21 protein-coding genes are annotated in these 22269 nt (G+C 57.5%); 8 read left to right on the top strand and 13 right to left on the bottom strand.

Annotated features, from left to right (window positions below):
• Window positions 1-147: 147 nt before the first annotated feature.
• Window positions 148-2286: an anaerobic ribonucleoside-triphosphate reductase gene (gene nrdD, locus F8562_RS13930; protein ID WP_032747666.1), complete on the bottom strand. Its 2139-nt coding sequence runs from the start codon at window positions 2284-2286 to the stop codon at window positions 148-150.
• A gap of 370 nt (window positions 2287-2656) precedes the next feature.
• Window positions 2657-3400 (bottom strand): MurR/RpiR family transcriptional regulator, encoded by a 744-nt coding sequence (locus F8562_RS13925; protein WP_032695179.1) that lies wholly within the window; start codon window positions 3398-3400, stop codon window positions 2657-2659.
• A 260-nt stretch (window positions 3401-3660) separates the two neighbouring features.
• Between F8562_RS13925 and F8562_RS13920 the strand changes: the two genes are divergently transcribed.
• The 3 genes from F8562_RS13920 to celB all read left to right on the top strand — a co-directional run bounded on the left by F8562_RS13920 (window position 3661) and on the right by celB (window position 6738).
• The gene (locus tag F8562_RS13920) at window positions 3661-3969 is read left to right on the top strand and encodes a PTS sugar transporter subunit IIB (RefSeq protein ID WP_014227662.1); all 309 of its coding nucleotides are present in this window, start codon (window positions 3661-3663) and stop codon (window positions 3967-3969) included.
• A 79-nt stretch (window positions 3970-4048) separates the two neighbouring features.
• Window positions 4049-5356 carry a 6-phospho-beta-glucosidase gene (locus F8562_RS13915; protein WP_014837217.1) on the top strand — a complete coding sequence of 436 codons (1308 nt, stop codon included), beginning with the start codon at window positions 4049-4051 and terminating at the stop codon, window positions 5354-5356.
• A gap of 26 nt (window positions 5357-5382) precedes the next feature.
• Entirely contained in the window at window positions 5383-6738 is a 1356-nt protein-coding gene (celB, locus tag F8562_RS13910) for a PTS cellobiose transporter subunit IIC (RefSeq protein ID WP_094909397.1), read from the top strand.
• Between the two features lie 119 nt (window positions 6739-6857).
• On the opposite strand, the gene treC is transcribed toward celB, so the two are convergent.
• From treC to treR, 3 genes are all read right to left on the bottom strand, one after another.
• Window positions 6858-8513: an alpha,alpha-phosphotrehalase gene (gene treC, locus F8562_RS13905; protein ID WP_014837218.1), complete on the bottom strand. Its 1656-nt coding sequence runs from the start codon at window positions 8511-8513 to the stop codon at window positions 6858-6860.
• Window positions 8514-8567: 54 nt separating this feature from the next.
• Window positions 8568-9986, bottom strand: a complete 1419-nt coding sequence (gene treB / locus F8562_RS13900; RefSeq protein WP_014837219.1) for a PTS trehalose transporter subunit IIBC — start codon at window positions 9984-9986, stop codon at window positions 8568-8570.
• 128 nt (window positions 9987-10114) lie between these two features.
• Window positions 10115-11062 (bottom strand): trehalose operon repressor TreR, encoded by a 948-nt coding sequence (gene treR, locus F8562_RS13895; RefSeq protein WP_014227667.1) that lies wholly within the window; start codon window positions 11060-11062, stop codon window positions 10115-10117.
• A 180-nt stretch (window positions 11063-11242) separates the two neighbouring features.
• On the opposite strand from treR, the gene mgtL reads away from it, so the two are divergent.
• Both mgtL and mgtA read left to right on the top strand, forming a co-directional pair.
• The gene (mgtL, locus tag F8562_RS29780; RefSeq protein WP_219620490.1) at window positions 11243-11296 is read left to right on the top strand and encodes a mgtA regulatory leader peptide MgtL; all 54 of its coding nucleotides are present in this window, start codon (window positions 11243-11245) and stop codon (window positions 11294-11296) included.
• A gap of 144 nt (window positions 11297-11440) precedes the next feature.
• The gene (gene mgtA / locus F8562_RS13890; RefSeq protein WP_014837221.1) at window positions 11441-14149 is read left to right on the top strand and encodes a magnesium-translocating P-type ATPase; all 2709 of its coding nucleotides are present in this window, start codon (window positions 11441-11443) and stop codon (window positions 14147-14149) included.
• Window positions 14150-14216: 67 nt separating this feature from the next.
• Here the strand turns inward: mgtA and ridA are convergent, their stop codons facing one another.
• The 5 genes from ridA to F8562_RS13860 form a co-directional block, all read right to left on the bottom strand.
• Window positions 14217-14603, bottom strand: a complete 387-nt coding sequence (gene ridA, locus F8562_RS13885) for a 2-iminobutanoate/2-iminopropanoate deaminase (protein ID WP_009652347.1) — start codon at window positions 14601-14603, stop codon at window positions 14217-14219.
• Window positions 14604-14757: 154 nt separating this feature from the next.
• Complete coding sequence (gene gbpA, locus F8562_RS13880; RefSeq protein ID WP_085520309.1) at window positions 14758-16227, bottom strand: N-acetylglucosamine-binding protein GbpA; 1470 nt, start codon at window positions 16225-16227, stop codon at window positions 14758-14760.
• Between the two features lie 260 nt (window positions 16228-16487).
• Window positions 16488-16949, bottom strand: a complete 462-nt coding sequence (gene pyrI, locus F8562_RS13875; RefSeq protein WP_004098115.1) for an aspartate carbamoyltransferase regulatory subunit — start codon at window positions 16947-16949, stop codon at window positions 16488-16490.
• Window positions 16950-16960: 11 nt separating this feature from the next.
• Window positions 16961-17896 (bottom strand): aspartate carbamoyltransferase, encoded by a 936-nt coding sequence (gene pyrB, locus F8562_RS13870; protein ID WP_014227670.1) that lies wholly within the window; start codon window positions 17894-17896, stop codon window positions 16961-16963.
• Window positions 17897-17932: 36 nt separating this feature from the next.
• Window positions 17933-18037 (bottom strand): pyrBI operon leader peptide, encoded by a 105-nt coding sequence (locus F8562_RS13860; protein ID WP_072351778.1) that lies wholly within the window; start codon window positions 18035-18037, stop codon window positions 17933-17935.
• 192 nt (window positions 18038-18229) lie between these two features.
• On the opposite strand from F8562_RS13860, the gene F8562_RS13850 reads away from it, so the two are divergent.
• A complete protein-coding gene (locus F8562_RS13850; RefSeq protein WP_014227671.1) occupies window positions 18230-18682 on the top strand; it encodes a YhcH/YjgK/YiaL family protein in 453 nt (150 codons plus the stop codon).
• 111 nt (window positions 18683-18793) lie between these two features.
• Here F8562_RS13850 and argF read toward each other — a convergent pair whose 3' ends face one another.
• Both argF and argL read right to left on the bottom strand, forming a co-directional pair.
• A complete protein-coding gene (gene argF / locus F8562_RS13845; RefSeq protein WP_014227672.1) occupies window positions 18794-19798 on the bottom strand; it encodes an ornithine carbamoyltransferase in 1005 nt (334 codons plus the stop codon).
• A complete protein-coding gene (gene argL, locus F8562_RS29775) occupies window positions 19768-19863 on the bottom strand; it encodes a putative translational regulatory protein ArgL (protein ID WP_370798676.1) in 96 nt (31 codons plus the stop codon). The genes argF and argL overlap by 31 nt, the downstream gene beginning before the upstream one ends.
• A gap of 99 nt (window positions 19864-19962) precedes the next feature.
• On the opposite strand from argL, the gene rraB reads away from it, so the two are divergent.
• Both rraB and miaE read left to right on the top strand, forming a co-directional pair.
• Entirely contained in the window at window positions 19963-20388 is a 426-nt protein-coding gene (rraB, locus tag F8562_RS13840) for a ribonuclease E inhibitor RraB (RefSeq protein ID WP_004098122.1), read from the top strand.
• Between the two features lie 52 nt (window positions 20389-20440).
• Window positions 20441-21199, top strand: a complete 759-nt coding sequence (gene miaE, locus F8562_RS13835) for a tRNA isopentenyl-2-thiomethyl-A-37 hydroxylase MiaE (protein ID WP_014227673.1) — start codon at window positions 20441-20443, stop codon at window positions 21197-21199.
• 40 nt (window positions 21200-21239) lie between these two features.
• Here miaE and F8562_RS13830 read toward each other — a convergent pair whose 3' ends face one another.
• The gene (locus F8562_RS13830) at window positions 21240-22262 is read right to left on the bottom strand and encodes an alpha/beta hydrolase (protein ID WP_014837223.1); all 1023 of its coding nucleotides are present in this window, start codon (window positions 22260-22262) and stop codon (window positions 21240-21242) included.
• Between the last annotated feature and the right edge of the window lie 7 nt (window positions 22263-22269).

Genomic DNA, 22269 nt, shown 5'->3' with positions numbered 1-22269 from the left:
TACGAAAAGCCGCATACGCGGTTGTAGCCCGGATAAGGCGCTTTGCGCCGCGATCCGGGAACGGCTCCTTAGTGGCCAAACGGCTACGGGGCCGGTCCCCTCTCCCGGCAGGGGAGAGGATTAGGGGAGGGGCTAAACCACACGGAATTAACCGATCTGCCCGTTGCCCAGGTGCTTAACCCGGCGCTTCACTTCTTCCTGCTTGCCGGCGTTGAACGGACGGGCGTCCGGGCTCCCGAGATATCCGCACACGCGGCGGGTTACCGACACGCGGGAGGCATCGTGGTTGCCGCATTTCGGGCAGGTGAAGCCTTTGCTGGTGCATTCGAACTCACCGGTAAAGCCGCACTCGTAGCATTCGTCGATCGGCGTATTGGTTCCGTAATAGGGCACGTGCTGATAGCTGTAATCCCACACGTCTTCCAGCGCTCTCAGGTTGTGCTGAATATTCGGGTACTCGCCGTAGCAAATAAAGCCTCCGTTAGCCAGCGGCGGGTAAGGCGCTTCAAAATCGATTTTATCGTACGGGTTTACCTTCTTCTCTACGTCAAGGTGGAAGCTGTTGGTGTAATACCCTTTATCGGTTACGCCTTCGATCACGCCGAACTCAGCGGTATCCAGACGGCAGAAGCGGTCGCAGAGGTTTTCGCTCGGCGTGCTGTACAGGCTAAAGCCGTAGCCCGTCTCGTCTTTCCACTGGTCTACCGCTTCGCGCAGGCGCTGAACGATGGCGACGCCTTTCTCACGCAGCGCTGCGCTATCGTACATATGCTTGTTGCCGAACAGCGCGTTGATGGTTTCATGAATGCCGATATAGCCCAGCGAAATCGACGCGCGGCCGTTTTTGAAAATCTCAGAGACATCGTCGTCCGCTTTCAGACGCACGCCGCAGGCGCCTTCCATATACAGAATCGGCGCCACGCGAGCCTTCACCCCTTCCAGGCGGGCGATGCGGGTCATCAGCGCTTTACGCGCCAGCTGCAGGCGTTCGTCGAGAAGTTTCCAGAACTCAGTCTCGTCGCCACGGGCTTCCAGCGCGATGCGCGGCAGGTTGAGGCTGATAACGCCGAGGTTGTTGCGGCCATCGTGCACCTGTTCGCCGTCCTCGTTTTCCCACACGCCGAGGAAGCTGCGGCAGCCCATCGGGGTTTTGAACGAGCCGGTCACCTTCACGACCTGATCGTAGTTAAGAATATCCGGATACATGCGCTTGCTCGCGCACTCCAGCGCCAGCTGTTTAATGTCGTAGTTCGCATCGCCGAACTTGTGGTTCAGGCCGTCGCGAATGGCGAAGACCAGCTTCGGGAATACCGCCGTTTTACGGTTTTTACCGAGCCCCGCAATGCGGTTGCGCAGAATGGACTGCTGAATCAGACGCGATTCCCAGCTGGTGCCGAGGCCGAAACCGAAGGTCACGAACGGCGTTTGACCGTTGGCGGTATGCAGGGTGTTCACTTCATATTCCAGCGACTGGAAGGCGTCGTAGCACTCTTTCTCGGTGCGGGAACGGGCGTAGCCTTCGGCGTCGGGGATGTGCCACTCTTCGGCAATTTTACGGTGCTTATTGAAGCTTTCGGTAACAAACGGCGCCAGCACTTCGTCGATGCGGTTGATGGTCGTACCGCCATAAATATGGCTGGCGACCTGAGCGATAATCTGCGCCGTTACCGCGGTAGCGGTAGAGATCGACTTCGGCGGCTCAATCTCGGCGTTGCCCATTTTAAATCCCTGGGTCAGCATGCCTTTAAGATCGATCAGCATACAGTTGAACATCGGGAAGAACGGGGAGTAGTCGAGATCGTGATAGTGGATCACGCCGCGCTCGTGGGCCATGACCACGTCATGCGGCAGCAGGTGCTGGCGCGCGTAGTGCTTGGCGACGATGCCCGCCAGCAGATCGCGCTGGGTAGGGATGACTTTACTGTCTTTGTTGGCGTTCTCGTTGAGTAACGCCGAGTTGGTCTGCTCAACCAGGCCGCGAATTTCCTGGTTCAGACGACCGCGCTTTTCACGTTGGCTATCGCGGTCGTGGCGATATTCAATGTAGGCGCGCGCCAGCTGCTTGTAGGGACCGGACATCAGCTGGTTCTCAACGGCGGTCTGGATCTCGCTGATATCCACCTGGGCGCGGCCCTGCATTTGCTGGCTAACGACTTCTGCGACGGTGGCGCAATAGTCTGCGTCATCGACTCCCGCTGCTTTAGCTGCACGTAGAATTGCTTCATTAATGCGCTCTGACTTGAACGGCACTTTACAGCCATCGCGTTTCATCACATGCGGTGTCATGATCACTCCATAATTTTTTACAGAACAGGTTATCCACAGAGGCGGAAGGTCAACCGAAGTCCCGGGGCGCTGTAGCTGCCGCCGTTTCCCTCCGATCCTGGCCCTTTTTATCCACATCCCATCACCGCCTGAGTACGATGGGAGTGGTGATATAATAGACTATTAATACAATATGTGGGGCCGGAATGCATTTTAAGTTCTATATGTAGTGCTTTGCATCAAAGATGTTTGCAATTTTATTGATGCAGAACAAAGTAAAAAGAGGAGAGCAGGAATGATGGGCGCTTGCGCTTAATGTAAATTTATCCGCTTATAAAATAAGCAAAAATGGGGCCTGAACGCAGGAAATTCAGGCCCGAAAGGAATAACGTCAGGCGAGCAGCGCGTCGTTAAGCAGGTCAACCAGCAGCAGCAGGGCGTAACGCGCGGCCTGAGCATTCTCAGGCAGGGGCAGCAGCGCGGAGGCCATATTGCTCAACGCGTGGTTGGCGGGGGTGAGGGCGAAAATTGTCGCTTCCTGTACCCGGGCCAGCAGGGTCGCGCCCTGCAAAATCGCGTCGGCCTCGCCGGTTGCCAGCACCAGCAGGAGATGATCGTCGCTGAGGGTACTGGCGATCATCCGCATCAGGGCGCTGTCCTGGCAGAGATTCATCACGATCCCGATGGAGAGCAGCTGGTGCTGAAGCAGCGTCGCCAGCGCGATGTCCTGTGCGCCGAGGGCGAAACAGTGTACGGCGCGGGCATTTTGCAGGCGCGTGCGCAGCTTTTGCAGCGTTGATTCGGGCGTGCTCACCAGCTGCTGCTCAAGATGTGTGCTAATCAGGCTTAATTTGTCGCGCCACGCGGCGGGCAGCGCGGCGCTCTCCTCGTTAAGCCAGCTGGTACGACGTTCGCAAGCCTGCGCCAGCTGCTTTCGCAAATCACGAATATCCTCGCAGCCGACGGAGCGGGCAAAGCGGGTAATTGTGGCTGCGCTCACGCCAGCGCGCACCGCCAGTTCATCAATCGAAGCGCTGGCGGTAAAACTTAAATTCTGCAGAATAAATGCCGCGACTCTTGATTCCTGAGCGCTAAAGCGAGTCATGCCTTCCTGTAACTGTCCTACGATATCCATGCTTTCAGCCTCTTTCTCCGCCACCGCCTGATTGAAAATATTTTTCAATTAATGAGGGCTTTTTATACCACGCAACCACGCACAATGCCTGAGATTATTGCCAATTTCTCTTTTATGCCGGAGTAAAGAGGTGAAAAATAACGCTCCGATCACGTACGTGAAAAAAATTTTCATATAGCCTTCACCCATACCGGCACCTCGTCTTATAGTCGATGGTGTCTGTTTAGCGCTCGCTTACGCCAAATCCATTGGGAGGAATTATGCCACGTATCGTCCTGTGCTGCGCCGCCGGAATGTCCACCAGCATGCTGGTTAACAAAATGAAGGCCGAGGCGCAGCAGCGCGCGCTGGGGCTGGAGATTTACGCCGTACCCGTCGCCGAGTTTGAGCGCGAGTTGCCCAATGCCGACGTGATCTTACTGGGGCCTCAGGTGAAGTATGAAGCGGCCCGATTGACGGAGCTTGCTGCACCGCACGGGAAAGCCGTGGCGGTGATCGACATGGCGGATTACGGCATGATGCGCGGGGCCGCCGTCCTCGATAAAGCGCTCGCTCTGCTGAACTCCTAACCCTTTCCCATCAACGCGTTCATTTCGCAACGCCGCTGCGGCCTTGCGCGGGGATCTGTACGCCAAAAATGAGGCCACTATGCAAACATTGAAAATTGCCGTCATCGGCGGCGGCAGCAGCTATACGCCGGAACTTATCGAAGGCATTATCCTTCGCCATCAGCAGATTCCGGTCACGGAACTGGCGCTGGTGGATGTCGAAGCCGGGCGCGAGAAAGTGGCGATTATCGCCGCGCTGACCCAGCGTATGCTAAAGCGCCATGGCCTTGTACAGGTGAAGGTCAGCGTGCATTTCGGCCTCGATGAGGCCATTCGCGGCGCTCAATTCGTGCTGACCCAGCTGCGGGTTGGGCAGCTGGCGGCGCGGGCGGCGGATGAGCGGTTGGGGCTGAAGTACCATCTGCTGGGTCAGGAAACCACCGGCGTCGGCGGCTTTGCCAAAGCGCTGCGCACGATTCCGGTGATTTTACAGGTTGCCCGCAAGGTGGAAGCGCTGGCGCCCGACGCCTTTATCCTTAATTTTACCAATCCGGCAGGGATCGTGACGGAGGCGGTGAGCCGCTACAGCAGCGCGAAAATCATCGGCCTGTGCAACGTGCCCATCAATATGCAGCACATGATTGCCGGAATGCTGGACGCAAAAGAAGAGGAGGTCCGGCTGAGCTTCGCCGGGCTGAATCATATGGTCTGGGTACACAAGGTGATGCAGGGGCGGGAAGAGGTGACCAGTAAGGTCATCGACATGCTGTGTGACGGTCAATCGCTCTCGATGAACAATATTCAATCGCTGCCGTGGCCGGCGGAGTTTCTGCGGGCCCTGAAGGCCATCCCCTGTCCCTATCATCGCTATTTCTGGCTGACGCCGGCGATGCTGGCGGAAGAGATTGAGGCGGCCAAAACCAAAGGCACCCGCGCGGAACAGGTGATGAAGGTGGAACAGGAGCTGTTTGATATCTATGCCCGGCCCGAGCTGGATGAAAAGCCCGAACAGCTGAGCTTCCGCGGCGGGGCGTACTACTCCGAAGTGGCGGTGGAGCTGATTAACGCCATCTACAACAATCTTGGCAAAGAGATGGTCGTCAACACCCGCAATAACGGCGCGATTCACGGCTTCGATGATGATGCGGTGGTGGAAATTAACAGCATTATTGACGCGCAGGGCGCACGACCGCTGGCCTTTGGCGCGCTGCCGCCGATCATGAACGGTCTGACGCAACAGGTGAAAGCCTTCGAGCGCTTGACGATTGAGGCCGCGGTCCACGGCTGCCGGGATAGCGCGCTGCTGGCGCTGGTGAGTAACCCGCTGGTCGGGAATGTGACCGATGCCCGGGCGCTGCTTGATGAGGTGTTAACCATCAACCGCCCCTGGTTAACGCAGTTTAACTAAACTTTTCCGCCTTCGGGGATACCACTATGTCTCGTACTTCATTTATTGAACGCTATGTCATGCCCGCCGCGCTGAAAATCGGCGGTCAGAAGCATGTCCTGTCGGTACGCGACGGCATTATTCTCAATATGCCGTTTATGCTGATTGGCTCGTTTTTCCTGATATTCGCCTACCTGCCGATTCCCGGCTACGGTGAGATGATGACCAGCGTGTTTGGCGATGCCTGGCGCGATAAGATGCTGTACCCGGTCAAAGCGACCTATGACATCATGGCGCTGCTCTCCGCGTTCGGCATTACCTACCGGCTGGCGGAAAAATATCGCACCCTGGACCCGCTCAGCGCCGGGGCGATGTCGCTGGTGGCGTTTGTGATGACGATCCCCCAGGTGACGCTCTTTACGCCGGCAGACGGTTCGGCGGCGCAGCTTGTCAAAGGCGTGCTGCCGGTGGGGATGATTGGCAGCCAGGGGCTGTTTGTGGCGATTGTGATTTCGCTGCTTTCCACGGAGATCTACCGCCTGGTGGCCAGCCGTAATCTGGTGATCCGCATGCCGGAGGGCGTACCGCCCGCGGTGGCGAAATCTTTTCTCGCCCTGATCCCCGGCTTCTGCGTGCTGGCCGTGGTGCTGGCGCTGCGCCTGATCGTTGAAGCTTCGCCGTTCGGCGATATCAATAGCATGATTACCACCCTTATCGGTATTCCCATGTCGCACGTCGGCGGTTCGCTGCCGGGGATGATTATCTCGGTGATCCTGATTGGTATCCTGTGGACCCTGGGGCTGCACGGCGACACCATTGTGCTGGTGTTTATTCGCCCGGTCTGGCTGTCGAATATGTCGGAAAACCTGGAAGCGTTTCAGAATGGGCTGCCGATCCCGCATATCATCACCCAGCAGTTTTATGACCTGTGGATTGCGCCCGGCGGTACCGGAGCGCTGTTAGGGCTGGTGATTTTTATGCTGCTGCGCAGCCGTAGCCAGCAGATGAAACAGCTGGGGAAAATTGCCGCGCCGGGAGCGCTGTTCAATATCAGCGAGCCGATGGTATTCGGCATTCCGCTGGTGATGAACCCGTACTTCTTCCTGCCGTTTATTTTGACGCCGGTCCTGCTGGTGATTGTCTCGTATACCGCGATGGCCACCGGGCTGGTGATGAAGCCAGCGGGGATTGCGCTGCCGTTTACCACGCCTATTTTTATGAGCGGCTATCTGGCGACGGGAGGGCACATTTCCGGCGCGGTGCTGCAGGTGGTGAACCTGGCGATCTCGCTGGTGATCTACTATCCGTTCTTCCGGGCATGGGATCGCCTGAAGGCGAAAGAAGAGCAGGCGTCCGCGCAGCCGGAAGCCAGCGCGACGCTGTCTGCGGCCGATCGTATTTAAAGCATATTCCCGGAGGCGGCGCTTGACGCGCCTGTCCGGGCTACCGGCTCGCAGAAGATGGTGAACCTGTAGCCCGGGTAAGCGCAGCGCGACCCGGGACTCTCAGCGTAAGCCGTGGGTTACTCCTGCAGCCACCATACCGCTTCAAACGGACGCAGGGTCATATCGGCAGGGCGGTTCGCCGCCTCCGCGTAGTTGCTCATCAGCATCCGCCAGTCGCCGCTCATCGCTTCCGGCTGCCAGCGCTGGAATTCGCGGCTCAGGTTCGCCACGATCACCAGGGTTTGCCCCTGCCACTGACGGCGATAGCACCACAGCGACGGATGTTCCGGCAGCAGATCCTGATAGTCGCCCCAGGTCAGCACCGGCGTGCTCTTGCGCAGCGTAATCAGCTGCTGATAGGCATAAAACACCGATTCCGGGTCCGCCAGCGCCGCCTCGGCGTTAATCTCGCGATAGTTATCGCACAGCGCAATCCACGGCTCGCCGGCGGTGAATCCGCCGCCCTCACCGCTGTTCCACTGCATGGGCGTGCGGCTGTTATCGCGCGATTTGCTGGCCAGAATCGCCAACAGTTCATCCGCATCCCGGCCCTGCGCCGCGCGTTCGATAAACATGTTGTGGCTCTCAACGTCGCGATAATCGGTGATGCGCGTAAAGTGCGGGTTGGTCATGCCAATCTCTTCGCCCTGATAGATATAGGGCGTGCCCTGCATGCCGTGCAGCACCATCGCCAGCATTTTCGCCGCCGGGACGCGATACTCCCCCTCGTCGCCGAAGCGGGAGACGATGCGCGGCTGGTCGTGATTACACCAGAACAGCGCGTTCCACGCGCGATTGTGCATCCCCTGCTGCCAGTGCCTGAACAGAGATTTCAAGGCCACAAAATCCGGGCGCGCCAGCGTCCACTTCTCGCCGCCGGGGTAGTCCACCTTCAGATGGTGGAAGTTAAAGGTCATCGATAGCTCGCTGCCGTCGAGCGCCGCGTACTTCTGGCAATGCTCAAGCGTGGTGGAGGACATTTCGCCGACCGTCATCAGGTTGCGCGGGGTAAAGGCATCGCGGCTCATCTCCTGCAAAAATTCGTGCGCTCGCGGACCGTCGGTATAGAAGCGCCGGCCGTCGCCCGCGGTATCGGACGGGAAGGTCTGGTCTTTGGAGATCAAATTGACCACGTCGAGGCGCAGGCCGTCGACGCCGCGATCGGCCCAGAACTCGCAGACTTTTTTCAGCTCCGCGCGCACCGCCGGATTTTCCCAGTTCAGATCCGCCTGCTCGACGGCGAACAGATGCAGATAGTACTGCTCGCTTTCGGCGTGCCACTGCCAGGCGTTGCCGCCAAACTTAGATTGCCAGTTGTTCGGCGGCGTGGTCGGTTCGCCGTCGCGCCAGATATAGAACTGACGATACGGGCTCTCTTTGTTGAGCGCTTCGCGGAACCAGGCGTGCTCGGTCGACGTGTGGTTCAGCACCATATCCAGCACGATACGAATTCCTCGCGCCTTCACCTGGGCCACCAGCTCGTCGAAATCGTCGAGCGTGCCGTAGGCGGGATCGATAGCGGTATAGTTGGCCACATCGTAGCCGTTATCCACCTGCGGCGAGACGTAAAACGGCGTCAGCCAGAGAGCGTCAACGCCGAGCTTTTGCAGATAGTCGAGGCGGGAGGTCACGCCGCGCAAATCGCCGGTGCCGGTCCCGGTGGTGTCCTGGAAACTCTTCGGATAGATTTGATAAATAACGCCGTTTTGCCACCAGAGGGGAAGGGTATTCATACTTGCGTTCCTGCTACAAAAAAGGGGGCGACAGCGCGCCCCGAAAATAAGACGTCAGACAATCTGTAAGGTGCCCTGGCGGAATTTGCGCTGGTAAACAACCGTTGTCAGGACAATCGGCACGACCACGGCGATAGCCATCGCCAGCGTGTAAACCTGCCAGTAGGTTGGCTGGATAGAGAGGATGCCCGGCAGGCCGCCGACGCCGATACCGTTGGCCATCACGCCGTTCAGGCCGCACAGCAGCCCGGCAAGACCGGAACCGACCATCGCGCAGAGCATCGGGAAGCGGTATTTCAGGTTGATACCGTACATGGCCGGTTCCGTCACGCCGAGGTAGGCGGAAATGGCCGCCGGAACGGAGATTTCGCGTTCGTTCTGTTTACGGCTGGCGATGATGATGCCCACTACCGCCGATGCCTGGGCGATGTTGGACAGCGCGATCAGCGGCCAGACCGGCGTACCGCCCATGCTTTGAATCATCTGCATATCGATGGCGAGCGTGGTCTGATGGACCCCGGTAATCACCAGCGGCGCGTACAGGAAGCCGAACAGCGCGGCGCCAATCGGCGCGAAGCTGCCGGTTAACAGATGACGCACGGCCCAGGCCACGCCGTCGCCAATCATGCGGCCAACCGGGCCGATAAAAGCGTGGGCGAGAAAGACCGCCAGGATCAGTGAACAGACCGGCACGATCACCAGATAGAGGTAGTCAGGCACGATGCGTTTCAGCCGCGTTTCGATAAAGCCGAGCGCCAGCCCCGCCATCAAGGCCGGGATCACCTGCGCCTGGTAGCCGACTTTCTCAATGGTGAACAGGCCGAAGTTCCATACTTCCGGCACCTGCTGGCCCAGCAGGTAGGCATTCATCAGCTGCGGAGAAACTAACGTAACGCCCAGCACGATGCCGAGGATTGGCGTGCCGCCCATTTTCTTTACCGCGGACCAGCAGATACCCACCGGCAGGTAGAAGAAGATCGCCTCGCCAATCAGCCACAGGAAGTCATAAAGGGTTTTCAGCGACGGGTGCATCTGCGCCAGCGTCTGGCCGTTGCTCATCGGCAGATCGCCGATCACGTTGCGGAAGCCTAAGATCAGGCCGCCGCTGATCAGCGCAGGCAGCAGCGGGAAGAAGATCTCCGCGAAGTGTGAAATGAGCTGTTCATGCCACTTCATATTCTGCCGCGCGGCTTTCTTGGCTTGTTCTTTATCGGCGCTGGCCTGGCCGGTGGTCGCCAGCAGCGCTTTATAGTAGTCGCCAACCTCGGTACCGATCACCACCTGGAACTGACCGGCGTTGGTAAAGCAGCCCTTCACCATGCGGAGCTGTTCAATTTCTTTCGGTTTGGCAATGGCTGGATTATTCAGCACAAAGCGCAGACGGGTAATACAGTGGCTGACGGTGGCGATATTGTCGCGCCCGCCCACCAGTTCGATAAGTTTATCGATGTCCTGCTGATTCACTTTACTCATGATGAGGCCTCATGACCGAGGGGAGAGGTTGCATTTAACTTGCATTGGATCCTACTCGCTCCGCTTGAATTGCAAAATGGGAACGTTCCCGAAACCCGGCGAAGATCACATAAATCGTTAAGACAGGCTTAATTCAGTACGGCGGGAATCACGATTTGACGGGGTTCACGGTTTCCGGCGATCTGCTCGATCAGCTGCTGCGCCGCCTGGCGTCCGGACTCGGCGTAGCCGGGATCGACCGTCAGGATCTCCGGGTGGAGAAACTTCATCAGCGGCGTGCTGCCGACGCTGGCGAGCTGGAGACGATCGATTCCCTGCTGCTGGAGATATTTGCTGGCTCCCAGCGCGAGGGTATCGGTGGCGCAGACCAGCGCGCTGGTTTCAGCCGACAGCACGCCGGCGACGTTTTCGTAGCCCTGCTTCATGCCCAGGCCCGGCAGCGCGGCGAGGGGCGTGAGGTGTTTTTTCTGGCAGAAATCGAGGTAGGCCTGGTGGCGGCGCTGCCCGGTGGTGATGTCGCTGTGCGGCACGCCGAGGAAACTGATGTGGCGATGCCCGCGATCGTACAGGCGCTGCATCAACATCCTGATCGAACCTTCATCGTCATAGCAGACGGAGGCGATGCCCGGCGCGTCGCGGGCCAGCAGCACCAGCGTCTCTCGCCACGGGGTGAGCATCTCTTCATGGATGCCGGTGAAACCAAACAGCACCACGCCGTCGATATTGCGCCGGGCGAGCATGCCGAGATGCTCCTCGACCAGCGCCGGGGAGAACTGGCTCTCCATCATAATCGGATCGTAGCCCTGAGCGTAAAAGGCGGGAAGCATGGTCTGTACGGCGAGGTTTTCCGACAGCGAATCCAGACGGGTGACGATGATCGCCACCACTTTATCGCTCTGGCCGCGCATCGCCCTGGCGGAACGTGAGGGCGAAAACCCGTGCTGCTGCATCACCGCTTCAACGCGCTCACGCGTGCGTTCGCTGACGCCGCTTTCGTTGTTAAGCACGCGCGATACCGTCGATTTCCCGACGCCGCTTAAGCGTGCGATATCTTTGATGGTCAGCCGGTTTTGCATGCAGGGTTCTCGTTGTGGTCCGCTTAAAGTGAGCCTAATGCTACTCAACGAAACCACAATGAGCAAAGTCTGGTTTACGTCTGGTTTAGTTGCCCGGGGGTATTATCGCCATAATAGCCACAAATAGATTATCGGCGACGGTATAATTCGCGCCGTTTGTATTCATTTACCGGAGATTTTATGGACCCCGATCCCACTCCTCATCCTCGATGGAGCCCCCTTATTTTCCGGTAAATCTGCGTAGCGCTGCTTTACCGGAAGCGTAAAGCAGCGATGTCTTTGACGTCCCTGCCATAAAAATAACATGCCTGACAGGTAAGGTTGACTCGCGCCTGTCGGTAGCCTGCGTTCGCTCGCGCGAGCGCGGAGGGACTGTTTATGTTTAAAAATTTTACCCGCCAGCTGTTTGCCCAGCTTGGCCGTCATTTACCGCGTCGTTTAGTACAACGCGATCCGCTACCCGATGCCCGCAATCTGGCGAGCGCGCCGATCCCGGACTCCCTCGGCAAGCAGTGCCTGGACGTGGCGGCAATGGATGAGAATGAAATCTGGCGCGCCTTCGCCAGCCATCCGGAAGGGCTTAATGCGGGCGAAGTGGCGCAGAAAATCGCGCAGTATGGCGAAAATCAGATCCCGGCGCAGAAGCCGTCGCCGTGGTGGGTGCATCTTTGGAGCTGCTACCGCAACCCCTTCAACCTGCTGCTGACCGTTCTGGGTATCGTCTCCTACTCAACGGAAGATCTGTTTGCCGCCGCGGTTATCGCCCTGATGGTGGGGATCTCCACGCTGCTGAACTTTATTCAGGAAGCCCGCTCGACCAAAGCGGCGGACGCCCTGAAGGCGATGGTCAGCAACACCGCGACGGTCCTGCGGGTGGTGAACGAGCAGGGCGAGAGCCGCTGGTGCGAGCTGCCCATCGACCAGCTGGTGCCGGGAGATATCGTCAAGCTATCGGCGGGAGACATGATTCCGGCAGACCTGCGCGTCATTCAGGCGCGCGACCTGTTTGTCGCTCAGGCCTCGCTGACCGGTGAATCGCTGCCGGTCGAAAAAGTGGCCCGCACCCGCGACCCGCTGCAGGCAAACCCGCTGGAGTGCGACACCCTGTGCTTTATGGGCACCAACGTGGTCAGCGGTTCGGCGCAGGCGATTGTTTTCGCCACCGGCGGCGGCACCTGGTTTGGCCAGCTGGCTGGCCGCGTCAGCGAGCAGGAAAGCGAGCCGAACGCCTTTCAGAAAGGCATCAGCCGGGTCAGCATGCTGCTGATCCGCTTTATGCTGGTGATGACGCCGGTTGTGCTGCTGATTAACGGCTATACCAAAGGCGACTGGTGGGAGGCGGCGCTGTTCGCGCTCTCCGTCGCGGTGGGCCTGACCCCGGAAATGCTGCCGATGATCGTCACCTCGACCCTGGCGCGCGGGGCGGTGAAGCTGTCGAAACAGAAAGTGATCGTCAAGCACCTCGACGCGATACAGAACTTTGGCGCGATGGACATCCTGTGCACCGATAAAACCGGCACCCTGACGCAGGATAAAATCGTGCTGGAGAACCACACCGATGTCTCCGGCAAGGTGAGCGAACGCGTGCTGCATACGGCATGGCTTAACAGCCACTATCAGACCGGGCTGAAGAATCTGCTCGATACCGCGGTGCTTGAGGGCGTCGAGCTGGAGTCAGCGCGCGGGCTGGCGGAACGCTGGCAGAAAGTCGATGAGATCCCGTTCGATTTTGAGCGTCGCCGCATGTCGGTGGTGGTGCAGGAGCAGGACAACGTCCATCAGCTGATCTGCAAGGGGGCGCTGCAGGAGATCCTCAACGTCTCGACCCAGGTGCGCTATAACGGCGACATCGTACCGCTGGACGACACCATGCTGCGGCGCATCCGTCGCGTAACCGACACCCTCAACCGTCAGGGACTGCGCGTGGTGGCGGTGGCGACGAAGTACCTGCCCGCCCGCGAAGGCGACTACCAGCGCGCGGATGAATCCGACCTGATCCTTGAAGGCTATATCGCCTTTCTGGATCCGCCTAAAGAGACCACAGCCCCGGCGCTGAAAGCGCTGAAGGCCAGCGGTATTACGGTCAAAATCCTGACCGGAGACAGCGAGCTGGTGGCGGCGAAAGTCTGTCATGAAGTCGGGCTGGACGCGGGTGACGTGGTGATCGGCAGCCAGGTTGAAGCGCTGAGCGATGATGAACTGGCCGAGCTGGCAAAACGTACCACCCTGTTTGCGCGCCTGGCGCCGCTGCACAAAGAGCGTATCGTGACTCTGCTGAAACGCGAAGGACACGTAGTGGGATTTATGGGCGACGGCATTAACGACGCCCCGGCGCTGCGCGCGGCGGATATCGGTATTTCCGTCGACGGCGCGGTGGATATCGCCCGCGAGGCGGCGGATATCATCCTGCTGGAGAAGAGCCTGATGGTGCTGGAAGAGGGGGTTATTGAAGGCCGCCGGACCTTCGCCAATATGCTCAAATACATCAAAATGACCGCCAGCTCCAACTTCGGCAACGTGTTCAGCGTGCTGGTGGCCAGCGCCTTCCTGCCGTTCCTGCCGATGCTGCCGCTGCATCTGCTGATCCAGAATCTGCTGTACGATGTATCCCAGGTCGCCATTCCGTTTGATAACGTTGACGATGAGCAGATCCGTAAACCGCAGCGCTGGAACCCGGCGGATCTCGGACGCTTTATGGTCTTCTTTGGGCCGATCAGTTCGATATTCGATATTCTGACGTTCTGCCTGATGTGGTGGGTATTCCACGCCAATACGCCGGAACATCAGACCCTGTTCCAGTCCGGCTGGTTTGTGGTGGGCCTGCTGTCGCAGACGCTGATCGTGCATATGATCCGCACGCGGCGGATCCCGTTTATCCAGAGCCGCGCGGCCTGGCCGCTGATCGTGATGACGCTGCTGGTGATGGTAGTGGGGATTGCGCTGCCGTTCTCGCCGCTGGCGGGCTACCTGCAGCTTCAGGCGCTGCCGCTCAGCTACTTCCCATGGCTGATTGCGATCCTTGCAGGCTATATGACGCTAACCCAGATGGTCAAAGGCTTCTACAGCCGCCGCTACGGCTGGCAGTGAGCGAGGCGCTTTACGTGCAGAAACAACAAAGGCAGCCCCGGGCTGCCTTTGTTCATACTGTCTACGATTAGCGACGAATGGCGATCGCTTCAATCTCAATTTTTACGTCTTTCGGCAGACGCGCCACTTCCACGCAGGAGCGCGCCGGGAAGGTGGCGTTGTGCTCGGTGAAGAAGGCTTCATAGGTGGCGTTAACGGTGGCGAAATCGTTGAGGTCTTTGACGAAAACGGTGGTTTTAACGATATCGCCCACTTTCAGGCCCGCGGCTTCGACGATAGCTTTCACGTTCTCCAGAGACTGACGCGCCTGAGCGGCGACATCTTCCGGCACGCTACCGGTTTTCGGGTCTACCGGGATCTGGCCGGAAGTGATGATCATGTTACCCAGATCGACGCCCTGAACATACGGGCCGATGGCTGCTGGCGCATTTTCCGTCGCGATAGTTTTAGACATGAGTTCTCCTGAAATATGTGAATGTAATCTGACTGGCGTGGGTCATTATAAAGAGTGCTGGCTGCTTTATCATTAAGCAGGCCGCATTTTGCGAAGGAGAAAAGCGGATAACGCAGCGCGCTATCCGCATAAGGCGTGAGCCTGAAGGATGAAGTTAGTGGGTGACTTCCGTCCATGCCATGGCCCAGTCAGAACCTGTGCCCGGTTCGAACTGAGTGGCGTACTGGCTCCACTGCACGCAGTAGCCGCTGTAGGGGAACGGGCGACATTGGTACACTTTGCCGTTTTTAGGCTGCATGACTTTCGTTCCCGCCTTATAGCTTTTCAGGTTATCCGGGAAGGTATAGTCGTAGTTTCCCGCAGGCGCAGGCGCAGGCGTCGGATCCGGCTGAACCGTACTCTCTTCCAGCATCAGGTCAATGACCCCCTGGCTGAGGGTGGCGCCCTGCGCATTGCTGGCAGAGTAGCGCAGCATATGATGACCTGCCTGAACGTTGGTCAGCGGAATAGATACCGTCAGGGAGCGATTATCTATCGTCTGCTGAATGCTCCCTTTCTGCGTGCCCGCATGGTCGTTGACGGTGGCGGTGAGATGCATTTTGCCGCTGGCCGTGGCGTTGAACGTCACCGTCGCTTTCCCGTTGGCGATTTTGGTTGCGTTAACGTTGGCGACGCTCAGGGATTCTTCCACGATATCGTCTGACTGCGACTCGGCGTAGGTCAGCGTAACGCTTTGAACGGTGCTGTCTTTTGGCACATACACCTGGTTAACGCCGTGGAGGGGGGTAATGTTGCCATCACTCCCTTTTACCCCGGCGCGCAGCTTGCCCTGGTGCGCGGTATTAATAGCTTCAGCCAGATCGTAAGACCACTGGCTGCTTTTTCCTTGCGCTTCGCTGGAGATGGTCAATTCCGTTTGCAGAGAATGAACTTCACCGCTCGCGTTAAAGAAATGGGCAATGACTTTATCTCCCGCATGGAGATCTTTCCCGCTAAGCTGGCCTGCAAGCTGCGTAGTCCAGAGGGATTCATTCTCCGTTTCATCGCTGGAGCCGCCGAAATCAACGTCAATGGCCTGATAAAAACTATTTGCCGTATCGGCAATTTCCCAGACGGCATAAATAACCTGATAGCCGGTGCGATCGGGTACATTACAGGAGTGCGTGACCTGTACAGCCGGCGTCGCGCCATTTCCGTCGATTTGACAAAATGGCTTAGTTTCAAAATCGCTGCGCGTCAGCGGCTTATTTTGATCCCAGTTCTGTTTGGTAATGTAATAACGCCAGTTAGTCGTTCTATGCGGCGCAGAATGGTGCCAGACGAAATTATTTTTACCGCTCTTTATCGTGGTTTTCGCCCAGCGAGTCGGGCTCTGGCTATCCAGCTGCGAGAAGTTGCTTTTACCCGCGCTGGCCAGTTTACCATCAGGCGGCATTGCCCCTTCAGGAAAACCGCTCGCTTGCTCGACGCTTTGCGGTTCCCACTGCACCGAACCGCAGTCGGTGTTTTTCCCTAAATGACATTGGTACGCCCGACTTGGCGGCGATTCCACATAGCCGTGAGCCAATGCTGAGGAGGTAAATAATAATGTTGCTGTATATAACGATATTTTTTTCACTTTCATAATTCATCCTGTGAACATTGATTAAAAAAATAGAAAACGCACTGGAGTGTATGAAGGGAAAAATTCAGGTTCAATAGCAGTGATATTTAATGATTAATCTCATTGTTTGTTATTTTTAATCATGAGACGTGTTGATGAGAAATTGATGAATGTTGATTATCTGACCCGAGGTCAGTGAGTTGACGGCCGTGCGGATGATTTAAATTATCGTTCAGGAGCAGTCCCGTTTATGGGGCTGCTCCGGATAAAAGCTGGCGAATTTAATTTGCCAGCACGACATGATGTGAAAATTCTTTTTCACAATATTTGCACTTCAGCGCGATATCGTTTTCGCGTTTCTTCACCGCAAAGCTGGAGGATACCGGCTCGGCGTGGCTAATACAGTTGCTGTTCGGGCATACCAGCACGTTGTTAATACGGTCCGGCAGATTCGGTCGGGATTTACCGACGACTTCATACTCATCAATGCGGTTTACCGTGGCCTGCGGCGCGTACAGGGAGAGCTGGTTGACCTGCTCGTCGGTCAGGAAGGTGTTCTCAATTTTGATCAAGTCTTTGCGGCCCATTTCACCTGACGGCAGGTTCAGGCCGATGGTGATGCGCTGATCCGTTTCGGTCAGTTTGAACAGGGTCAGCAGCTTAAAGCCGACCTGCGCCGGGATATGGTCGATAACGGTGCCACGTTTGATGGCTTCTACCTGTAATTTATTGTCGTGTGTCATCTCTTTTCCCCTTACAGTGCCAGATCGCTATTCAGTACCAGCGCCAGTAACGCCTGGCGCGCGAAGATGCCGTTGCCCGCCTGCTGGAAGTACCAGGCGTGCGGCGTTTTATCGACGTCGGTGGTGATTTCATCAATGCGCGGCAGCGGATGCAGCACCTTCATGTTCGCGCGTGCGCCTTCCAGGTCGGCGGCGCGCAGGACGAACTGCGCCTTCACGTTGGCATATTCCGACGGGTCGAGACGCTCTTTCTGCACGCGGGTCATATACAGAATGTCCACCTCTTCCATCACCTCTTCAATGGCGCTATGCAGGCTCCAGGCAATGCCTTTTTCATCGAGCATGTCGAGGATGTACTGCGGCATGGCCAGCGCGTCCGGGGCGATAAAGTAGAAGCGGTTGCCGTTAAATTTCGCCAGCGCCTGGGTCAGGGAGTGGACGGTGCGGCCATATTTCAGGTCACCCACCATCGCCACGTTAAGATTTTCCAGACGACCCTGGGTCTCCTGAATGGTGAACAGATCCAGCAGGGTCTGCGTCGGATGCTGGTTCGCGCCGTCGCCGGCGTTGAGTACCGGAATACCGCCGGAGAACTCGGTCGCCAGACGCGCCGCACCCTCCTGCGGGTGGCGCATGACGATGGCATCGACATAGGTGCTGATGACCGAGATGGTATCGGCCAGGGTTTCGCCTTTTTTGCCCAGCGAGGTGTTGCTGCTGTCTGAGAAACCGACCACGCTGGCGCCCAGGCGGTGCATGGAGGTCTCAAACGACAGGCGGGTGCGGGTCGACGCTTCAAAAAAGCAGCTGGCGATCACTTTATGCTTGAGCAGCTCCGGCTGCGGATTGGCTTTGAGTTTTGCTGCGGTTGCCAGTACCAGTTCAAGGTCTTCGCGGCTGAGATCGTTTATGGAAATGATATGTTTTTGATATAGCGGGTTAGCCATGTTTATCTCCTGACGCCTGGGCAAAAAAAAAGCCCCTTAAATAAGGGGCTTTACGAATACGGATGCAACGGAAAGAAAAAACGGCAGGCCAGCGTCTGTTTTCAGACGCGGTAAGACGCGATGTCGTACACACTGAACCATAATTCCTCCCGGCAAAACGGGTGGCATTATACGCAGCTCATATTTCGGATCAAGCGATTAATCCACAAACAGGTAAACGTTTGCCTGGGGAATCATGCGTTAACGCAAAAAACCCGCAAAAAGAGGTGGTATGGCAGTCGGATGGGGGGTATAAACGCGAAATGAAAAGCTGTTTTATATTTGAGGGCTATTATGATCGTTGGAAATATTCACCATCTGCAAAGCGGGTTGCCGGCGTCTCTGCGTGAGGCGATCGAACATGTTAAAGCGCATGTCACCGACGCGACGCCGCTGGGTAAACATGATATTGACGGCAACAACCTGTTCTATCTCATTTCCGAAGATACCACCGAGCCGATGGCCGACCGCCGCGCCGAGTATCACGCCCGCTACCTGGATATCCAGATTGTACTGAAAGGCCAGGAAGGAATGACCTTTAGCGTTCTCCCTGCCGGCGCGCCGGATATCGACTGGCTGGCGGAGAAAGACATCGCTTTCCTGGCGGAGGGGGCGCAGGAAAAAACCGTCATCCTCAGCGAAGGCGACTTTGTGGTGTTCTATCCCGGTGAAGTGCATAAGCCGCTGTGCGCCGTGGGCACGCCGGCGAAGGTGCGCAAAGCGGTAGTGAAGATGCTGATGGCGTAAAAAATACCCCGGGCTGCGGCTGGCGCCTTGCCCGGGCTACAGATCCGCGCGGTTTGGGGGCGGGTAGCCCGGATAAGCGCAGCGCAATCCGGGGGAATATCGCGAGAACGCTTACTTACCCAGCGTCGCCACCATCACCGCTTTGATGGTATGCATGCGGTTTTCCGCCTGGTCGAAAACGATGCTCGCCGCGGATTCAAATACCTCGTCGGTCACTTCCATACCACCGTGCAGGCCGTACTCCGCCGCCATCTGTTTGCCGAGCGTGGTCTGGTCGTCGTGGAACGCGGGCAGGCAGTGGAGGAATTTCACCTGCGGATTGCCGGTCAGCGCCATCATCTCGCTATTTACCTGATACCCGCGCAGCAGCGCGATACGCTCCGCCCACTTCTCTTTGGCTTCGCCCATCGATACCCAGACGTCGGTATAGATAAAGTCCGCGCCCTTCACGCCCGCCGCAATATCTTCGGTCAGCGTAATATTGCCGCCGTTTTTCTGCGCCAGCGCCCGGCACTGCTCGACCAGCTTCTCTTCCGGCCAGCAGGCGGTTGGCGCGACCAGACGCAGATCCAGCCCGGTCAACGCGGCGGCTTCGAGCATGGAGTTGCCCATATTATTCCGCGCGTCGCCGGCGTAGACCAGGGTCATCTGATTAAAGGCTTTGCCTGGCAGATGCTCCTGCATGGTCAGTAAGTCCGCCAGCAGCTGGGTGGGGTGGAATTCGTTGGTCAGGCCGTTCCATACCGGAACGCCGGCATACTCGGCCAGGGTTTCAACCACTTCCTGGCCGTGGCCGCGATATTGAATACCGTCGTACATGCGCCCCAGCACGCGGGCGGTGTCTTTAATCGACTCTTTATGGCCAATCTGGCTGCCGCTGGGGCCGAGCCAGGTGACGCGAGCGCCCTGGTCAAATGCGGCAACTTCGAAAGAGCATCGGGTGCGGGTAGAGTCTTTTTCGAAGATGAGCGCGATGTTTTTGCCGGTGAGATGCTGAATTTCAATATTGTTTTTCTTATCAGCTTTAAGCCTGGCCGCCAGCTCAAGCAGAGCGGTGATTTCGGCGGGGGTAAAATCGAGCAACTTTAAAAAATGCTTCTGATAAAACGCGGACATGGTTCCCTCACATGGCTCAAGCCATTTGTTGAATTAAAATTCACTTTATATGTATGAATATTCATTTGCAACCCCGTGTCATAAATCTTTCGCTCAGAAGGTGGAGGCAATCACGGCGGTATGTGACAATAGAAGCATCCGCGACACATTATGAGGAACGAGCCATGGCAAACCCGGAATTACTGGAAGAACAGCGTGAAGAAACGCGCCTGATTATTGAAGAGCTGCTCGAAGACGGCAGCGATCCTGACGCGCTGTACACCATTGAGCATCATCTCTCTGCCGATGATTTCGAAACGCTGGAGAAAGTGGCGGTCGAGGCCTTCAAGCTGGGCTACGAAGTGACTGAGCCGGAAGAGCTGGAAGTCGAAGAGGGCGATACCGTGATTTGCTGCGATATCCTCAGCGAATCCGCGCTGAATGCCGAGCTGATTGACGCCCAGGTTGAGCAGCTGATGACCCTGGCGGAAAAATACGACGTCGAGTACGACGGCTGGGGCACCTACTACGAAGATCCGAACGGGGAAGACGAAGAAGGTGACGACGACGAAGATCTGGTTGATGAAGACGACGACGGCGTTCGCCACTAAGTAGCAGAGGTATACGGCGGTGCGATATGCCGCCGTATAGCAAGGAATTTTAATGGATTACCCGCAAATACTCGCCCCGATTTTAAGCTTTCTGCATTGCCCAACTCCTCAGGCGTGGATTGATGAAGCCCGTAAACCGGAAAACCTCCCGCTGCTGTTGACCGACCATATGGTGTGCGAGCTGAAAGCGGCGCAAAACGCTATGCTGCTGGTGCGTCGATACGTCGCGGATAAAGCGGACGCGGATGAGCTGCTGGCCTGCCTGAAGCCGTATGAGGACTTCACCTACCGCTGGGGGCCGGAGCCGGATTTCGTCGCGCTGCATAAGCAGATAAATAAAAGCGCCATGCCGCAGACCGACGATCCCTGGGGACGTCAGCTACTCGACAGCATGATTCTGCTGATCAAAGAGGAGCTGCATCACTTCTGGCAGGTGAGGGAAATCATGCTTTCCCGCGAAATCCCGTACGTCAAAATCACCGCCAGCAACTATGCCCGCGGGCTGCGCCGGGAAGTGCGTTCTCACGAACCGGTCATGCTGATCGATAAACTCATCTGCGGAGCCTATATTGAAGCCCGCTCCTGCGAGCGTTTTGCCGCGCTGGCGCCATGGCTGGATGACGATCTGCAGAAGTTTTATCTGTCGCTGCTGCGTTCCGAAGCGCGCCACTATCAGGACTATCTGGACCTGGCGCAGAGAATCGCCCAGGACGATATCAGCGAACGCGTGCGCCAGCTTGGCGAAGCGGAAGCGGCGCTTATTAACGCGCCTGAAGCGGAGTTTCGTTTTCACAGCGGCGTGCCCGCCTGAACGTCAGGCCGCCGCTTCACCGCAGCGGCCTGACGATGCATTACAGATTGGCGTTTTTGTCTTTCTCTGCCGTCGCGGCGGCTTTGGGCGCGCCGAGGGTCGCTTTAAACCAGTTCACCACCCGTTCAATAACCGGCTTCTGATACCAGCTGTCATCGCCGTGCTCCGCGCCCGCCAGCAACACGTAATCGGCCGGGTTGCCCTCCTTTTTCAGCGCGCGATAGAGCTGTTGACTTTGTACCGGTGAAACCAGGGTGTCGGCGCTGCCGTGCATAATTAAAAACGGCGGCTTTTTACCGCTGATATGGCCCATCGGGCTGGCCGCCAGGGCTTTTTGCGGATCGCTGTCAATCGTCGCTCCCGGCCAGTCGCGAAAGGCGCTACCGTGTACCAGCAGTGCTTCAGTGACCGCCGGCGACTGGTGCACTTTTTGAATCGCCTGCGGAAAACCTTCGCCGATATTCAACAGGTTCGAAATACCGTACAGCGTGGCGGCGGCCTGCACGTCCGAGGATTGCGCCAGGTTATCGCCACGATCGAGCATTTTGTCGCCGTTGGTGAGCGCCAGCATCTGCGCCATATAGCCGCCTGCGGAATCCCCCAGCACGCCAATACGCGACGGGTCTATACCGTATTCCGCGGCATGTTCGCGCAGATAGCGTACGGCGGCTTTACCATCGATAACCGGGGCCGGGAAGGTGTCGGGAACCGTACGGTATTCCGCCGCCGCGACGACGAATCCCGCCGCCGCCAGCGCCATACGCATCTCGATAAACTTATTCCAGGTCGCGCTGGTGAAACCGCCGCCGGGGAAATAGATGATTGCCGGTTTCAGATCGCCGTTACGCGGTACCAGTAAAGACATATGCAGCTGACGAACGGCGACGGTGCTTTTTACCTGGCTATAAACGATATCGTTGAGCGCATCGATACGGCCCCGGGTTTTTTCCACGCGAATGACCTGAGCGCCTTCGGTATTGCCAGCAAGTTCGCCGGCGTTAACGCAGGAAGCCATGCCGGCAAGCAGCAGGCCGCCGGTGAGCAGGAGGGGGAGTTTTTTCATGATGTTC

Origin of the sequence: Klebsiella sp. RCJ4, from assembly GCF_009025755.1 — a bacterium.
GTDB classification, from domain to species: domain Bacteria; phylum Pseudomonadota; class Gammaproteobacteria; order Enterobacterales; family Enterobacteriaceae; genus Klebsiella; species Klebsiella michiganensis.
This window is presented reverse-complemented; position numbering and strand designations above follow the sequence as displayed.

Bases quoted from the DNA above. Each gene is read 5' to 3' on its own strand.
- miaE (WP_014227673.1), top strand. From the start codon at position 20,441: ATGGATTACCCGCAAATACTCGCCCCGATTTTAAGCTTTCTGCATTGC.
- pyrB (WP_014227670.1), bottom strand. From the start codon at position 17,896: ATGGCTAACCCGCTATATCAAAAACATATCATTTCCATAAACGATCTC.
- nrdD (WP_032747666.1), bottom strand. From the start codon at position 2,286: ATGACACCGCATGTGATGAAACGCGATGGCTGTAAAGTGCCGTTCAAG.
- F8562_RS13830 (WP_014837223.1), bottom strand. From the start codon at position 22,262: ATGAAAAAACTCCCCCTCCTGCTCACCGGCGGCCTGCTGCTTGCCGGC.
- mgtA (WP_014837221.1), top strand. From the start codon at position 11,441: ATGTTTAAAAATTTTACCCGCCAGCTGTTTGCCCAGCTTGGCCGTCAT.
- F8562_RS13860 (WP_072351778.1), bottom strand. From the start codon at position 18,037: ATGGTTCAGTGTGTACGACATCGCGTCTTACCGCGTCTGAAAACAGAC.
- treC (WP_014837218.1), bottom strand. From the start codon at position 8,513: ATGAATACCCTTCCCCTCTGGTGGCAAAACGGCGTTATTTATCAAATC.
- ridA (WP_009652347.1), bottom strand. From the start codon at position 14,603: ATGTCTAAAACTATCGCGACGGAAAATGCGCCAGCAGCCATCGGCCCG.
- F8562_RS13915 (WP_014837217.1), top strand. From the start codon at position 4,049: ATGCAAACATTGAAAATTGCCGTCATCGGCGGCGGCAGCAGCTATACG.
- treR (WP_014227667.1), bottom strand. From the start codon at position 11,062: ATGCAAAACCGGCTGACCATCAAAGATATCGCACGCTTAAGCGGCGTC.
- rraB (WP_004098122.1), top strand. From the start codon at position 19,963: ATGGCAAACCCGGAATTACTGGAAGAACAGCGTGAAGAAACGCGCCTG.
- F8562_RS13920 (WP_014227662.1), top strand. From the start codon at position 3,661: ATGCCACGTATCGTCCTGTGCTGCGCCGCCGGAATGTCCACCAGCATG.
- F8562_RS13925 (WP_032695179.1), bottom strand. From the start codon at position 3,400: ATGGATATCGTAGGACAGTTACAGGAAGGCATGACTCGCTTTAGCGCT.
- treB (WP_014837219.1), bottom strand. From the start codon at position 9,986: ATGAGTAAAGTGAATCAGCAGGACATCGATAAACTTATCGAACTGGTG.
- argL (WP_370798676.1), bottom strand. From the start codon at position 19,863: ATGAATATTCATACATATAAAGTGAATTTTAATTCAACAAATGGCTTG.
- F8562_RS13850 (WP_014227671.1), top strand. From the start codon at position 18,230: ATGATCGTTGGAAATATTCACCATCTGCAAAGCGGGTTGCCGGCGTCT.
- pyrI (WP_004098115.1), bottom strand. From the start codon at position 16,949: ATGACACACGACAATAAATTACAGGTAGAAGCCATCAAACGTGGCACC.
- argF (WP_014227672.1), bottom strand. From the start codon at position 19,798: ATGTCCGCGTTTTATCAGAAGCATTTTTTAAAGTTGCTCGATTTTACC.
- celB (WP_094909397.1), top strand. From the start codon at position 5,383: ATGTCTCGTACTTCATTTATTGAACGCTATGTCATGCCCGCCGCGCTG.
- gbpA (WP_085520309.1), bottom strand. From the start codon at position 16,227: ATGAAAGTGAAAAAAATATCGTTATATACAGCAACATTATTATTTACC.